The 15,206-nt window shown below is 64.4% G+C and carries 10 protein-coding genes; all 10 read right to left on the minus strand.

Annotated elements, in window-relative coordinates:
• Positions 1-2: 2 nt before the first annotated feature.
• On the minus strand, positions 3-1,391 hold the full coding sequence (locus tag F600_RS0103615; RefSeq protein ID WP_018159227.1) for an amidase: 1,389 nt from the start codon (positions 1,389-1,391) through the stop codon (positions 3-5).
• Complete coding sequence (locus tag F600_RS0103620) at positions 1,388-2,377, minus strand: patatin-like phospholipase family protein (protein WP_018159228.1); 990 nt, start codon at positions 2,375-2,377, stop codon at positions 1,388-1,390. The genes F600_RS0103615 and F600_RS0103620 overlap by 4 nt, the downstream gene beginning before the upstream one ends.
• A gap of 145 nt (positions 2,378-2,522) precedes the next feature.
• Positions 2,523-4,700 (minus strand): glutamine synthetase III family protein, encoded by a 2,178-nt coding sequence (locus tag F600_RS0103625; RefSeq protein WP_026306128.1) that lies wholly within the window; start codon positions 4,698-4,700, stop codon positions 2,523-2,525.
• Between the two features lie 104 nt (positions 4,701-4,804).
• Positions 4,805-6,658 carry a sensor domain-containing diguanylate cyclase gene (locus F600_RS0103630; RefSeq protein WP_081628698.1) on the minus strand — a complete coding sequence of 618 codons (1,854 nt, stop codon included), beginning with the start codon at positions 6,656-6,658 and terminating at the stop codon, positions 4,805-4,807.
• Between the two features lie 108 nt (positions 6,659-6,766).
• Positions 6,767-8,911, minus strand: coding sequence for a 3-hydroxyacyl-CoA dehydrogenase NAD-binding domain-containing protein (locus F600_RS0103635; RefSeq protein ID WP_018159231.1), 2,145 nt, complete (start codon positions 8,909-8,911; stop codon positions 6,767-6,769).
• Between the two features lie 23 nt (positions 8,912-8,934).
• Positions 8,935-10,146 (minus strand): acetyl-CoA C-acetyltransferase, encoded by a 1,212-nt coding sequence (locus F600_RS0103640; protein ID WP_026306129.1) that lies wholly within the window; start codon positions 10,144-10,146, stop codon positions 8,935-8,937.
• A 236-nt stretch (positions 10,147-10,382) separates the two neighbouring features.
• A complete protein-coding gene (locus F600_RS0103645; protein ID WP_018159233.1) occupies positions 10,383-11,762 on the minus strand; it encodes a wax ester/triacylglycerol synthase family O-acyltransferase in 1,380 nt (459 codons plus the stop codon).
• Complete coding sequence (locus F600_RS0103650) at positions 11,759-12,640, minus strand: SDR family oxidoreductase (protein WP_018159234.1); 882 nt, start codon at positions 12,638-12,640, stop codon at positions 11,759-11,761. Before F600_RS0103650 ends, F600_RS0103645 begins: the two co-directional genes overlap by 4 nt.
• Positions 12,640-14,097, minus strand: a complete 1,458-nt coding sequence (locus F600_RS0103655) for a flavin-containing monooxygenase (protein ID WP_018159235.1) — start codon at positions 14,095-14,097, stop codon at positions 12,640-12,642. The genes F600_RS0103650 and F600_RS0103655 overlap by 1 nt, the downstream gene beginning before the upstream one ends.
• Before the next feature lie 38 nt (positions 14,098-14,135).
• Positions 14,136-15,194, minus strand: a complete 1,059-nt coding sequence (locus F600_RS0103660) for a PDR/VanB family oxidoreductase (protein WP_018159236.1) — start codon at positions 15,192-15,194, stop codon at positions 14,136-14,138.
• Positions 15,195-15,206: the final 12 nt, after the last annotated feature.

Consider the following 15,206-nt stretch of genomic DNA (forward strand, 5'->3'; position numbering starts at 1 on the left):
GCTCATTGCGTGATTCGTGGGAACGGGCTCGCTGCTTCCAGCTCATAGGCGAGTTCGAGCAATGTCCGCTCGGCGCCTGCACGCGCACAGATCTGGACCGAACCCGGCAGTCCGGAACTCGTCATGCCGTGCGGCAACGCGATCGCGGGCCCGCCACCGAGGTTCGCGAACGGCGTGAACGCCGCATATTCGACGAGTTTGTCGAAGAGCACCTCGAAGTCCTGCGTCGGTGCCTGTTCGCCGATCAGCGGCACCGGCTGCGCAACCACGGGCGTGATGAAGACATCGACGGCTCGAAAATGCCGTGGGTAGGCGCGTCTGGTTCGACTGAGCCGTCGCAGACCGGTGACCAGTCGATGCGGTCGGCGGCTCGCAAAACGGGCCAGGCCCTTGGTGAACGGATCGAGCCCACGGGGATCGAATCGGCGGCCGTGGAGACCGGCGAGGGCCGACGACTGGAAGATCGCATTCCACGCCCAATAGGTCTTGAAGTCGTCCACGAACTCCGGGCTCACATCGAACCTCATCTCGCCGACGACGTGATGCCCGAGTCCCTCGAACACCGCAATGGCCGAGCGCAACGTGGCTTCGACCTCGGGATGAACCCGGCGGTCGAGGATGTCCTGCACGACGAAGCCGATCCGTAGCCGCCGCGACGACGGCCCCGCGACCAGGCCGACCGGATCGAGTTCGGGGTGGTAACTCTCTGCAGCCACGAGATAGTGCGCGGTGTCGCGAACCGTGCGCGTGAGCACGCCTTCGGAGATCAGGACAATCGGCAACGTCCGCACGCCGGGGCGGTCGAGCAGTCGCTTCGGAGTCAGCTTGAGCCCAACGAGTCCGTTGGCCGCGGCCGGGATGCGAAGCGATCCCCCGCCGTCGTTGCCGTGTGCGAGTGGGATTGCTCCCGACGCGACCAATGCGCCGGCGCCGCCCGACGATCCGCCCGCCGAGTAGGCCGGGTTCCAGGGATTACGCGTCGGTTCGCGATAGGCCGACTCGGTACTCGCCGTCAGCCCGAATTCCGGCATCGCCGACTTGCCGAGCAACGCGAAACCCTGGGCGAGGAACTGACGACTCGGACCAGCATCGACCTTTGCGGGAAGCGGGTCGACCGCCGACGACCCCATGTAGGTCGGCAGCCCGGCGGCCTCGATGTTGTCCTTGATGAACGACGGCACACCCGCGAACGGGCCCGCCGAATGCCGACGAGGGCGGTCGAAGCAGTTGGTCCGCACGGCGTTGAGGGTCGGATCGATCTTCTCGACCCTGGTTATCGCGGCTTCTCGCACTTCGGCCGAATTGGTCTCTCCCGAGGCGATCCGGGCGGCCAACGCGAGGGCGTCGTCATCCCCCAACGCGTCGTCGGTGAACGCGTGGACTCTCGTCACCTGTGCGGTTCTTCGATGTGGTCCACGAGTCCGGCGAGAGCCTGGTAACCCGTCGCCCGCCCGACGTACATCGCCCGGCGCAGAAGTTCAGGGTCGCGCTCGAGCCGCGTGATGCGGTATTCGTCTGCGGGAGCTCGTAATTCGAGGACTCGTGGGCCGACGGCCGAAGGGTCGGCGGTCAGTCGTTCGAGCGTCGCGTCGTCTTCCAGGCCCCGCTGGTAGCGCGCATGCCAGGTCGCAATGGCCGGCGGCGAATGCCGCTTGAAATAGCGCCGAACGCTCGCATGCTCGAGCCAATGTGGCTGCTTGGTCGTCTCGCCGACATGGCGGCAGCGCAAGACGACAACGTGCGTCGCGCCGTCTGCAACCGCAGTGCGGAATCCGACGTTTTCGGCGACTCCGCCGTCGACCCAGTGGCGGCCGCCCAGTTCGATCGGACGGCCCGCGAGCACGGGAATCGTGGCGGACGCCCGCACCGCGCGACCGAAGGTATCAGCATCTTTGATGTACGGGTGCAGGTCGACGCCCTGGCCCGTTCGCGTGCACGTCGCGAGCGGATGCAGCGGAACCTCCGAACTCGCCATCTGTTCGAGGATTCCGGGTCGAGCACGTTCGAAACTGTCGAGGATCAGCTCGGTGTTGATCGGCGTGCGGCCGCGCGCGAGCCGGCGGAAATCGCACACCCCGCCCATCAGGCCGGGCCATTGCGGCAGGCTCTCCGACGCCGACCCGCTGACGAACAATGCGCCCGCTACCGCACCGGCGGAGACTCCGTAGACGGCATCGAACGCCAGCGACAAATTCAGTTCGTCGAACGCGGCAAGGATTCCCATCGGGTAGGCAACGCGACTGCCCCCGCCCTCGATGGTGATCGCCACTCGGTATGGGTCCTGCCGGCGTGCTGGACGAGTGCCGGCGTCACGACGCCGGCGAAGCACGTCGACGACGTTCGGGACGGTTGCGGTGGTTCCGGTGTACAGACTCACGACGCCTCCTCGGTTCGCTCTATTAAGCGTCTCGGATGCGGAGCAAGCAGAGATCATCGGCGCCGTGAACAGGACCGGACATTCCGGCGAAAGTTACGAAACGCGTGGTGTGCGACACCCGCACACCACGCGTTGATCGGTCGATTCAGAGAATGAAGAGCATCTCCTGATAGGTCGGCAGCGGCCACAGGTCGTCGGCGATGGTCGTCTCGAGAGCGTCGGCCGCGACACGCACCGCCTCCATCGCCGGGAGAAGCGCTACCTGCGCATGCTTCGCCTCGTCGTAGGCCGAATCGGCGGAATGATCTGACAACGCGGCCTTCAACGTGGCCAACGCAGTGCTCAGCTCGGCAATGGTCCCCGAGACCGATTGGAGCAACGACGAGTCCGGCTTGAGCCCCGCGCTCTTGAGCACGATCACGTTCTGTGCGAGTTCGGTCTGGTAGCGGATCGCGGCAGGCAACACGACCGTCGAGCCGATTTCCAACGCGAGCTTCGCCTCCACCGCGATGGTCAGCGCGTACTGCTCGAGACGCACCTCATAGCGGCTGTGCAGTTCCCGCTCGGTGAAGACGCCGTACTTCTCGAACACCTCGACAGCCTCGGGTTTGATGAGCTCCGGGATGGCATCGAGGGTCGTCTTGAGGTTCGGCAGCCCGCGGGACGCGGCCTCGATCTGCCAGTTCTCCGAGTAGCCGTCGCCGTTGAACACCACCGCTCCGTGCTCGGTGATGATGTCCGTCAGCAGAGTCTGCACCGCTTTGTCGAACGGTTCGCCCGCCGCGACGGCCGACTCCAGAGTGGTTGCCAGGTAGTCGAACGAGTCGGCCATGATGGTGTTGAGCACGATCATCGGTACTGCGACGGTCTGTCCCGAACCTGGCGCGCGGAACTCAAATCGGTTGCCGGTGAACGCAAACGGGCTGGTGCGGTTGCGGTCGCCGGGGTCGGTCGGAAGCACCGGCAGGGTGTCGACGCCGATGATCATGCTGCCTTTACCCTTCGACGACGTCGCGCTGCCCTTGGCGATCTGGTCGAAAACATCGGCGAGTTGGTCTCCGAGGAAGATCGAGATGATCGCGGGCGGGGCCTCATTCGCGCCGAGGCGGTGGTCGTTGGTCGCCGACGCGACCGATACGCGGAGCAGACCGGCGAACTTGTGCACGGCTCGGATCACGGCCGCACAGAAGACCAGGAACTGGGCGTTTTCGTGCGGAGTGTCCCCCGGGACGAGCAGTGAACCCAACTCAGAATTTCCGACCGAGAAATTGACGTGCTTACCCGAACCGTTGACGCCGGCGAACGGCTTCTCGTGGAACAGACATTCCATGCCGTGCTTCTTGGCGACCGTCTTGAAGACCGTCATGAGCAGCTGTTGGTGATCCGACGCGATGTTGGCACGTTCGAACATCGGTGCCACCTCAAACTGGCCGGGCGCGACCTCGTTGTGGCGAGTTTTGGCCGGAATACCGAGCTTGAAAAGCTCGCGCTCGGTGTCCATCATGAAGCCCAGCACGCGCTCGGGAACCGCGCCGAAGTAGTGGTCGTCGAATTCCTGCCCCTTGGGCGGCTTGGCGCCGAAGAGCGTGCGCCCGGCGTTGATCAGGTCCGGCCGCGCGAGGAAAAAGTGCCGGTCGACCAGGAAGTACTCCTGTTCCGGCCCGCAAAACGAGACGATCCGATCGATGTTCTTGTGTCCGAACAAGGTCAGGATGCGCTCAGCGTGCACGCCCATCGCCTGCTGGCTCCGGAGCAGCGGGGTCTTGTAGTCGAGCGCCTCGCCGGTCATCGATACGAATACCGTCGGCACGCACAGCGTGTTGCCGTTCGGGTTCTCGAGGATGTACGCCGGGCTGGTGACGTCCCATCCGGTGTAACCACGAGCTTCGAACGTCGAGCGGAGGCCGCCCGACGGGAAGCTGGACGCGTCCGGTTCACCCTGTATCAGGGTCTTGCCGGCGAATTCGGCGAGTGCCTGGCCATCAGAGACCGGCTCGAGGAAGCTGTCGTGCTTCTCGGCAGTCAGCCCGGTCATGGGGTAGAAGACGTGAGCGTAGTGGGTCGCGCCCTTCTCCAGCGCCCAGTCCTTCATGGCCGCGGCGACCGCGTCCGCGACCGCCGGGTCGAGCTTGGCGCCCTTCTCGATCGTGGCGACAACCGATTTGAAGATCGCCTTCGGCAGCCGAGCCTGCATCTCGGCCTTCGTGAAGACATTCGCGCCGAAGATCTCCCCCGGGGCTTCCGCCGGATCAAAGCTGAACGCCGGGGGCACGTAGGCCTCGACACTGGTAATTGCCTGCAGTCGTGCTGAATTTCCGGCCAACGGACGTCCTAACCCTGAAAGAAACACCTGGTGGCTTGACCGTAGGAATGCCCAGTGGCGAACCTGTTACCGATGCGTCAATGCCAGATCACACGCTGAACGATTTAGGTGTGAGGCCGATCGAGGGGCCGCGCGGAGCTCGCGCCATTCTCAATCCGATTCCGGCCATTGGCCTTGGCGCGGTAGAGCGCGGCATCTGCCGCGGCGACGACACGGTCCGGATGCGGTTCGGTGGGCGGCACGACTCCGATACCGAACGATGCTGTGATCGGCCGTAGCGTTCCGTGCGCGGCGAAGTGGTGCTCGATGCGCTCGCGCAGTCGCTCGGCAAGAGTTCCCGCCTCGTCCCCAGTGGTCTCGCGGGCCAGGACGACGAACTCCTCACCACCGAAGCGGTAGGCCGTATCGGTGGGTCGCAACTCACGGCGGACGGCTGCCGCGAGCTCCTGCAGAGCTTCGTCGCCCCGCTGATGGCCGAACTCGTCGTTGTAACTCTTGAAGTGGTCGACGTCGAACATGATGAGCGCCATCGGGCGCTGATAGCGGGTCGTCCGCTCGCATTCGAGCGCGATGTCGTTGTTGAAGCTGCGGCGGTTCGGAAGGGCCGTCAGCGCGTCGGTCTTGCTCAGTTTGTCGGCTTCGCCATGCAGGCGCGCCGCCTCGATCGACGCCGCCGCATGGATCGCGAGCGTCTCGATGACCTCGAGGCTGCCATCACTGAGCGAAATCGGATTCTGGCTCACGAACTCGATCGCTCCACTGACGCGGGCACCGACGACGAGCGGCACCGCGAGAGTCCGCAACGGCCGATCTGAGTTCAGTTCGACGATCGATTCCTGGCCATCGGATTCGCTTGCCAGCCGACCGTGCTTCACCGCCTGCCCCACGACACCGACGCCGACTTCCGCCGATGGCCGATCCGCCGGTAGTCCAAGCGGGGTTTGAGTGTCGTAGGCCAACGTCAGAGCCTGGTCTCCGTCCGGATTCGAGAGCCACACGATCACCCGCGAGAAATCGCTGACGTTCAGCGCACTGTGTGCCACCGCATGCAGGACGTACTTGAGGCTGAGGCTGCCGGAGATCTCGCGGGCCATGTCGAGAATTCGGCGCAACTGATCTTGCTGGCGTGCGGCGAGTTCCGCTTGTGCGCTGGTCAGGGCGTTAGCCACCCCCAGTGCCGCCGCCATCGAATTCACGCTCGAACCGATGCGCTGAATCTCCGCCGGCCCCGAGGTTTCGATGCGCTTGTCGAGGACACCTTGCCCGATCAAATCAGTCACGGCGACGATGTCCTCGACCGGCCCGACGACGAGGTCGGCCAGGAGCCGCCGCTGCCACGCGACACCAATCGCCAACGCGGACAGTGTGATCACGACGAGTCCGAGCCCGACCTCATACGCGACGGTCACGCGCGAGGTCGCGACCTCCCGACGGTCCTCGACGAGTCCGGTGAGTGTGTCCTCGCGCTGGCGATAGGCGTCGAACAACCGCTTTCCCTCGTCCAGGAAAGAAACCAGCTCGGGACCACTGGTCGGAGCGGCTCCGCTCACGACATCGGCGGCCCACCGGTCGGTCCATGCCTGTTGTGCCAGGCGTACCTCGAGGAGCGCGGGAGCAAGTGCGGCATCGGACCCGGCCAGCCGCACGACGTCCGCATTGTCGTGGGCCAACTCGTCGGCACCGCGCCGGTATGGCGCCAAGAAGCTGTCGTCGCGGATCAGCAGATAGCCGCGAAGACCAGTCTCCTGGTCGATCATGTCGGCGTGTGTCTCCTGAACCGCACGACTGGCCGCCGAATAGGCGAGCTGCGCGGGCCGCAGCCACAGCAGCACGATGCCGAACAACACCGTCAAGACCAGCGCCAACAGCGTCAGGGTGACGAGGATCAGGCGGAAGGTCAGTGTGAGCCGATCCGCCAGACCCTCCGCAGCACCCATCGCGGGGCGCCGAATTCCCATGAGGGAAGGCTAATCGCCGCAGCGGTTGTCAGGCCACCAAAATGACGCCTGGGTTGGAACGCGAACGGCCCGGGGAACCGAAGTTCCCCGGGCCGTCACTGAACTGAATCAGCGCAGCGAGTCCGGAACGTTGAAACGCTCGCCGTACTTGGCTGCGAGCTCGTCGGCACGCTTGACGAAGGCAGCCTTGCCCTCACCGTTGTAGTTGGCGACGAACTGGTGGACACCACCGGTCCAGGCCGGGAAACCGATACCGAAGATCGAACCGATGTTGGCGTCGGCGGTGGTGGTCAGAACACCCTCGTCGAAGCACTTCTGGGTCTCGATGGCCTCGGCGAACAGCATGCGGTCCTTGAGGTCCTCGAACGGAACGACGTCTTCGCGCGAGCTGTTGAAGGTCGTCCGCAGCTCGGGCCAGAAGCCCACGGCCTTGCCATCGACGTATTCGTAGAAGCCGGCGCCCTGGGCCTTGCCCTGACGACCGAACTCCTCGATCATGCGGTCGATGATGTCGCCCGTCTTCTTCGCCGCGTCGTTGATGACGATGCCGGCTTCCTCAGCAGCTGCAGCGGTCTCCTTGAAGATCTTCTGCATGGTGCCGAAGTTCAGCTCGTCCGACAGCTTCAGCGGAGCAGCCGGGTAACCCGCCTGCAGACCGGCCTGCTCGATGGTCGCCGGGTCGACGCCCTCGCCGAGCGCCGCGATGGCCTCGTTGATGAACGTTCCGATGACGCGCGAGGTGAAGAATCCACGGCTGTCGTTGACGACGATCGGGGTCTTGCGGATGGCGAGCGTGTAGTCGAACACGCGAGCCAGCGCCTCGTCCGAGGTCTTCTCACCACGGATGATCTCGACGAGCGGCATCTTGTCGACCGGCGAGAAGAAGTGGATACCGATGAAGTCTTCCTGACGCTTGACGCCCTCAGCGAGCATCGTGATCGGCAGGGTCGAGGTGTTCGAACCGAGCAGTGCGTCGGCGTCGACGATGTCCTCGATCTCCTGGAAGACCGCGTTCTTCAGCGACGGCTTCTCGAAGACGGCCTCGATGACGAAGTCGACACCCGCGAAGTCGGCCGCGTCAGCGGTCGGCGTGATGAGGTCGAGCAGCGCCTTCGACTTCTCCTCGGTGGTCTTGCCACGCGAGAGAGCCTTGGCCTCGAGGGCCTCCGAGTACGCCTTGCCCTTGTTGGCAGCCTCGATGGTGACGTCCTTGAGGACGACCGGGATGCCCGCCTTGGCGGAGACGTACGCGATGCCCGCGCCCATCATGCCCGCGCCGATGACACCGATCTTCTTGATCTCACGCTTCGGAACGTCCTTCGGACGCGAACCGCCGTTGTTGATCGCCTGAAGGTCGAAGAAGAACGCCTGAATCATGTTCTTCGAGACCGGGCCGGTCAGCAGCGAGACGAAGTAGCGCGACTCGATGAGCGAAGCACTGTCGAAGTCGACCTGCGCACCCTCGATGACGGCCGACATGATGGCGCGCGGCGCCGGCATGTTGGTGCCCTTGATCTGCTTGCGCAGGTTGGCCGGGAAAGCCGGGAGGTTGGCGGCGAGAGCCGGGGTCGACGGGGTGCCGCCCGGGATCTTGTAGCCCTTGACGTCCCACGGCTGAACACCCTTGTCCGGGTTGGCCTTGATCCAGGCCTTCGCGGCCGGGACGAGTTCCTCGACGGTGCCGACGAGCTCGTTGACGAGGCCGATCTCCTTGGCCTTGGCCGGAACATTCTGCTGGCCCTGGAGCAGGACCTGCATGAGTGCGTTCTGAATACCGAACATGCGAACCGAGCGAGTGACACCGCCACCGGCCGGGAGCAGACCCAGGGTCACTTCCGGAAGACCGATCTTGCTGCCCTTGACGTCGGCAGCGATGCGGTAGTGACACGCGAGTGCGATCTCGAGTCCACCACCGAGAGCGGCACCGTTGATCGCGGCGACGACCGGCTTGCCCAGGAGTTCGAGGCGGCGCAGCGGGCCCTTGACGTCGTTGAGCAGGTCCATGACGGCCTGCGCGTCGTTCGGGCCGACCTGCATCATGTTCTTGAGGTCGCCACCGGCAAAGAAGGTCTTCTTGCCCGAGGTGATGACAACACCGGTGATGCTGTCCTTCTCGGCCTCGAGACGGTCGACCGTCTCCTTCATCGAGGCGGTGTAGGCCTCGTTCATGGTGTTCGCGCCCTGGCTCGGGTCGTCGATCGTCAGGGTGACGATGCCGTCGGCGTCCTGGTCCCAGTTAATGATGTTCGTCATTTGTCTGATTTCTCCTGGAGGTCTTAGACGCGCTCGATGATGGTGGAAACGCCCATGCCGCCACCGATGCACAGGGTGATGACGCCGTAGCGGCCGTTGCGACGCTCGAGCTCGTCGAGGACGGTGCCGAGGATCATCGCGCCGGTTGCGCCGAGCGGGTGGCCCATGGCGATCGCGCCACCGTTGACGTTGAGCTTCTCGTCCGGAACCTTCAGGTCCTTCTGGAACTTGAGGACGACCGAGGCGAACGCCTCGTTGATCTCCACGAGGTCCATGTCGTCGATGGTCAGGCCGGCCTTGGCCAGGACCTTCTGCGTCGACGGCGTCGGGCCGGTGAGCATGATCGTCGGGTCGGCACCGCTGGTGGCGGTGGCGACGATGCGTCCACGCGGGGTCAGGCCCGAAGCCTTGCCGGCCTCTTCGCTCGCGATGAGGACGAGCGCGGCACCGTCGACGATGCCCGAGCTGTTTCCACCGTGGTGGACGTGGTTGATCTTCTCGATGTAGTGGAACTTCTGCAGCGCGACGGCGTCGAAGCCACCCATCTCGCCCATCATCGCGAACGACGGCTGGAGCTTGGCGAGGTCAGCGGTGGTCGTGCCCGGGCGCATGTGCTCGTCGTGGTCGAGAACGGTGATCCCGTTGATGTCCTTGACCGGAACGACCGACTTGGTGAAGTAGCCGCCCGACCAAGCCTTGGCTGCCAGGTCCTGCGAGCGGACCGCGTAGGCGTCGACGTCATCGCGGGTGAAGCCCTCGATGGTGGCGATCAGGTCTGCGCTGACGCCCTGCGGGACGAAGTAGGTGTCGTAGCTGGTCGCCGGGTCCATGGCCCATGCGCCGCCGTCCGAGCCCATCGGGATACGCGACATCGACTCAACGCCACCGGCGATGACCATGTCGTCGAAGCCAGAGGCAACCTTCTGCGCGGCGGTGTTCACGGCCTCGAGGCCGGAGGCGCAGAAGCGGTTGAGCTGGTATCCACCGACGGTGTTCGGGAGGCCCGAGGTCAGGACGACCGTGCGAGCGATGTCCGCGCCCTGGTCACCGACCGGGGTGACACAGCCGACGAGGAGGTCCGAGATGCGGTCCTCGTCAAGGTCGGGGAATCGGTTACGGAATTCCTGGACAAGACCAGTGAGCAGGTCAACCGGCTTGACCGAATGCAGCGATCCCCTCTTCCCCTTGCCTCGGGGAGTGCGAATCGCGTCGTAAATGAACGCCTCTGTCGCCACTTCGATGTGTTCCTTCCATGTTTGCGGCACCAAGTACCGCATTGATCCACCCGATCCCCGAGTCGGTCACAGCCAGCAAGCTATTTCCGGAAGGATCGCGCTAGGCACTCTCACACTAACCCTGTCAAATCCGGCTGGATATCGGGGGTCGTCTGTGCGCTACCACAGCGTACGCAAAGTTTAGGCAGATGCCTACAGTAAGTGCCATCACACTTGGCTCACCCCGGTTGACCAGGTCAAACCGCGCGCATTCGGCGTCGGGCTCCGATCCGCTGCAGTTCGCCGAGTGCCTCGACGATCCCGTCGGTGATGCGATGTACGCCGGGGACCCGGTTCGTCGCGGCCGCGACACCGAACGTCATCTGGTCGCCGTGGCCGATGCAGGTCATGTTCATCGGGCTGTTGTGCATCGGGATCGAGATCGGGATGAGCGCGTCGAGCCTGGCGCCGTTGAGATAGAGCTGCTCGCGTGGGCCCGGCACGTTCGAGACGACGACACCGAACGCGGCGGGGACGAACGCGCCGAAGCCCAAGGCCATGGTCGCGATCATCGGCCCGTTCGCGACGAACGTCTGCAGCGACAACGCACCCTCGGACAATCGCGACAGCTGTGCCTTGCTCGCGGAGTTCGACGCCGCCACGGCGTCCAGCCGCTCCTCGGCGTTGGCGATCTCAGTCGCCAGATCGACAGTAAGGAACGCGAATGCCGATCCCGGCCGCTCGTCGTCCTCGCCGCGGATGTTGAACGGCGCACCGGCCGTTAGCGGAGCCTCCGGCAGAGCATCGCGATCGAGGAGGTAGGACCGCAATCCCGAACCGCACAGGTAAAGCACGAGATCGCTTACAGTGCAATCGAAGTCGGCGGCAACCGCCTTCAGGTCGGCGATGCCGAACTGGCAGTAGCTGATGCTTCGACCGTGGGAAACGCGCCCGTGCCACATCGTCTTCGGCGAGCTGTACGGGGAGGCGAGCGCGTTGCCGTCGAATGATCCGCGGGCCAATTCGAGGACTGTGCGCGTCAATTCATAAGCCGTGCGGGCTGATGCCTTCACCGCGCCGGTGAGTGCCGCGCGCCGAGGCGAGGGTGGTCGACTCTCCGGCCCGACGGTGTACATCGCCGGACGGTTGCGCGCGGCCGGATCTGGGGACAGCCACCGCAGAAGCCGTCGCATGCCGGTAACGCCGTCCAGAACCGAGTGATGAACCTTGAAGAAGACGGCAAACTGCCTCTCGGCGAGCCCGTCGATGAGGTGCAGCTCCCACAACGGGTGGTTCGGATCCAAGCTCTGGTCGTGGATCTCACCGACGAGAACGTTGAGCTCACGCTCCCCACCCGGCCGGGAAATCTGGTGCAGACGGACGTGGTGATCGACGTCGATCTCGCTCACCTCCCGCATGAGCGGGAATTGCCGCAGACTCGGAAAGGCCGGCTTGAGGTTGTACGGCGAGGCCGGCACAGTCTGCTCACGCATCTGATCACGAAGGTCGGCAACGAAGTCGTCCCCGGCGTCGTCGGGCAGCGTGTAGACCATCATCACTGCGATATGCCAGGGCATTTCATCGCGATCGACGAGCATGAACGCCGCGTCGAGTGGCGTCACCGACTTGAGGGTCATTTGCCGCCCCGTTCCTCGACCCGCTTCAGCAACGAATGGACACGCTTGTCCCGGGTCAGCTGGCTGTCGAGAAACACGTTGATGAGGCCGCGGAACAGCGCGTATGGCTCCCACCCGCTGGGCGCGATGGTGCGTGCTGCGCGGCGGCCGATGCCATCGGCGATCGTCTTGGCAGCCTCTTCCGCACTGATCCGGATGTTGAGCGGCCACGGCAGCATTCCACCGATTTCGTGACCCAGCTCGTCTTCGTCGAGAGTTCCGCGAGCCATCGCAGTTTCGACGATGCCGAAGTACGCGACGCCGGCCGAGGCGCCGTGCGGTGCCAATTCGACCCGCAGCGAACGGCCAAGCTGCTCAACTGCAGCCTTGCTGATCATGTACGGCGCGCCACCCATGCCGGGCGCGAATGCGGCGCACGACGAAACCACAACGACATGCCCCTGAGCAGCGATGATGCTGTCCAGTGCAGGGTGGATGGTGTTGAACACCCCGGTCAGGTTGACGTCCATGACGCGGTCGAATGCGGTGCCATCCATCGTCCGAAGCGTGGCTGGCTTCGGGACGATGCCTGCGTTGGCCACGACGATGTCGAGTCCGCCGAAGACCTCGATGGTCTGCAGGACGGCCTTCTCCATGGCATCCCGATCGGCCACGCTGGCGGCGATTGCCACGGCGCGATCGCCCAGGTCATTGGCGGCTTTGTCGGCCGCTTCCCCGTCGAGGTCGACGATCGCGACGGCGGCACCGCGGCTGTGCAGCAGCTTGGCGAGTTCAAGTCCGATGCCCTGGGCCGCGCCGGTGATGAGCACAACCTTGTCGTTGACGTCGTAGGACTGGCCAAGCAGCAGGCTCAGTGGGTTCAGTTGCGTAATGTCCATCAGACCGTCACCTCGTAGGAATGGGCATCGAACTTGGCTGTGCGACGGCGGTATTCGAAGCTCCAGTTGGGGTAGAGCCCGGCGTTCTCGCCGCTGTCGGTGGTGTAGTAGCTCTTGCAGCCACCCTTGAGCCAGACCGTGTCGCGACTCCTCGTTTCCATCTCTTCGAGGAAGGCATCCTGGACCTCAGGACGAACTTCGACCCGGCGGAAACCCTTTGTGCGAGCGGTCTTGAGTGCATCGACGATGTAGGCGATCTGCGACTCGATCATGAAGATGGCGGACTGGTTTCCCGCTGCCCCGAACGGTCCGAGCGTGCAGAAGAAGTTGGGGAATCCGGCCAGGGTCGCGCCGAGGTAGGTCTGTGGCTGCTTGCGGTACAGCTCTCCCATCGAGAGCCCTTCCCGTCCGACGTAATGATCGAATGCGGTCGGAATCGAGGTGAATCCCGTGCCGTAGATGATCGTGTCGATGTGGTGTTCAACACCGGCGCGATCGACGATCGAGTGGGCACGAACTTCGGCGATTCCGTCGGTGACGACCGAGACATTCGGCTTGCCGAGAGCGGGCAGGTAGGCGTCGGAGAAGATCGCGCGTTTGCATCCGATGATGTAGTCGGGGGTCAGCTTCCTGCGCAGCTCCGGGTCCCGCACTTGGCGTAGCAGCTGGAACCGGCCCATCGACTCGTAGATGTGGCGGAAGCGCCGATCGACGAAGTTCATGAGTCCGAACGCTTCGATCGCGCCGTACCAGCCGGAGCGCACTGCCCGCTGAACGAGCGGGACGTTGCGCAGCACCGACTTCTCAATGCCGAGCGTGCGGCGGTCCATGCGCGGGACGATCCACGGCGCGGAACGCTGAAACACCGTGAGGTGATGGACGTCCGGCTGAATCTCGGGAACGAACTGCACAGCTGAGGCGCCCGTGCCGATGACGGCAACGCGCTCGGCGGTCAAGTCGTGTTCATGATCCCAGTGCAGCGAGTGGAAGGTCTTGCCTTGGAAGTTCTCGATGCCCGGCACGTTCGGGTACTTCGCGTCGGCGAAGATCCCGGTCGCCGAGATCAGGAAGTTCGCGGTCATCGCACCCTGGGAGGTCTCGATGCGCCACCGCGACGCTTCGTCATCCCAGCGTGCGCCCTCGAGTGTCGTGTTGAACCGGATGTGGCGCAGCACGTCGAACTTGGTTGCGACACCGCGGATGTACTCGAGGATTTCCTTCTGCGGCGCATAGGTGTGCGACCAGTCCGGATTCGGCGCGAAGGAGTAGCAGTACAGGTGTGAGGGAACGTCGCAGGCTGCACCAGGGTAAGTGTTCGCACTCCAGGTGCCGCCGAGGTCGTTCGATCGCTCGAGAACGGCAATGTCGTCGAAACCGGCTTCCTGCAGCTTGATGGCCAGTCCGATTCCGCCGAATCCGGCGCCGACGATGACGGCGTGTTTGTGTTCGATGTTCATGAGATTTGTACCTATTTCTGAGTTCAGAGGTCGACTGGTCAGAGATCGACGACGAGCGAGTCACCGCACGCGCGCGAGACGCACGTGAGCATCTGGCTGTCGCGCTCGGAGTCGAGGAGTCTCTTGTCGCGGTGGTCGACCTGGCCAGCGAGGACGGACACCTTGCAGGTGCCGCAGAAGCCCTGCTGGCAGGAGTAGACGACGTCCGGAATCTGTCGCTTGATCGCCGCCAGAGCGGTCTCGTCGGCCCCCACGCGAATGGTTTTGCCGGTCTTGGCCAGCGTCAGATCGAATTCCTTGCCGTCGACGACCGGCGGTGCCGAGAAGCGCTCGATGTGCAGGGAACCAGTGGGGTTCGCCTGGAACGCAATTCGCTGTGTCGCGGTGAGCACCGGGATCGGGCCGCAGACGTACATCGCGGAGCCAGGTTCGGCGCCAGCGAGCAACTGCTCGAGGTCCGGAACACCGTTTTCCTCGTCGGTACGAATCTCGACATTCCCCGCGAGTGCTTCGAGCTCATCGAGGAACGGCATGGTCTCGCGGGAGCGACCGAGGTAGACCATCTTCCACTGTGCGCCAGCAGCCGCCGCGGCTTTCACCATCGGCAGGATCGGCGTGATCCCGATACCGCCGGCAATGAAGTGGTACGACGGCGCCTCCACGAACGTGAAGGCGTTGCGCGGGCCGCGGACGCGGATTTCGTCGCCGACCTTCAGGCCCTCGTGGACCTCCAGCGAGCCGCCGCCACCGTCGGCGATGCGACGCACGGCAATCCGATACCGCGTCCGGTCCGCAGGGTTGCCGCACAGCGAGTATTGACGCTGCTTTCCCGAGGGGAGAAAAAGGTCGATATGCGAGCCTGGCCGCCAGGCGGGCAGGATGCAGTTCTGTGAGTCCCGAAGCGTCAGGCTGACGACATCGTCCGCCTCTCGTTCGACCCGGGTGACAACCAGGTCGAGGTCGAAGCCGCTGTGCCGCAACGGCTTCGGACGGGAAAAGATCGAGGCGGTCGGTCCGGCGACGAATACCTTCTTATAGGCGTCCATGACGGTTCCCAGGACCCGCAACGATGCGGGGGCGTTGACTTCGTTGTCCACGGTGAGAATTCC

Origin of the sequence: Smaragdicoccus niigatensis DSM 44881 = NBRC 103563 (assembly GCF_000380645.1) — a bacterium.
GTDB classification, from domain to species: domain Bacteria; phylum Actinomycetota; class Actinomycetes; order Mycobacteriales; family Mycobacteriaceae; genus Smaragdicoccus; species Smaragdicoccus niigatensis.

Excerpts from the sequence above, each read along its gene's own strand:
- F600_RS0103645 (WP_018159233.1), bottom strand. The coding sequence starts at position 11,762 with ATGACCCTCAAGTCGGTGACGCCACTCGACGCGGCGTTCATGCTCGTC.
- F600_RS0103650 (WP_018159234.1), bottom strand. The coding sequence starts at position 12,640 with ATGGACATTACGCAACTGAACCCACTGAGCCTGCTGCTTGGCCAGTCC.
- F600_RS0103635 (WP_018159231.1), bottom strand. The coding sequence starts at position 8,911 with ATGACGAACATCATTAACTGGGACCAGGACGCCGACGGCATCGTCACC.
- F600_RS0103630 (WP_081628698.1), bottom strand. The coding sequence starts at position 6,658 with ATGGGAATTCGGCGCCCCGCGATGGGTGCTGCGGAGGGTCTGGCGGAT.
- F600_RS0103655 (WP_018159235.1), bottom strand. The coding sequence starts at position 14,097 with ATGAACATCGAACACAAACACGCCGTCATCGTCGGCGCCGGATTCGGC.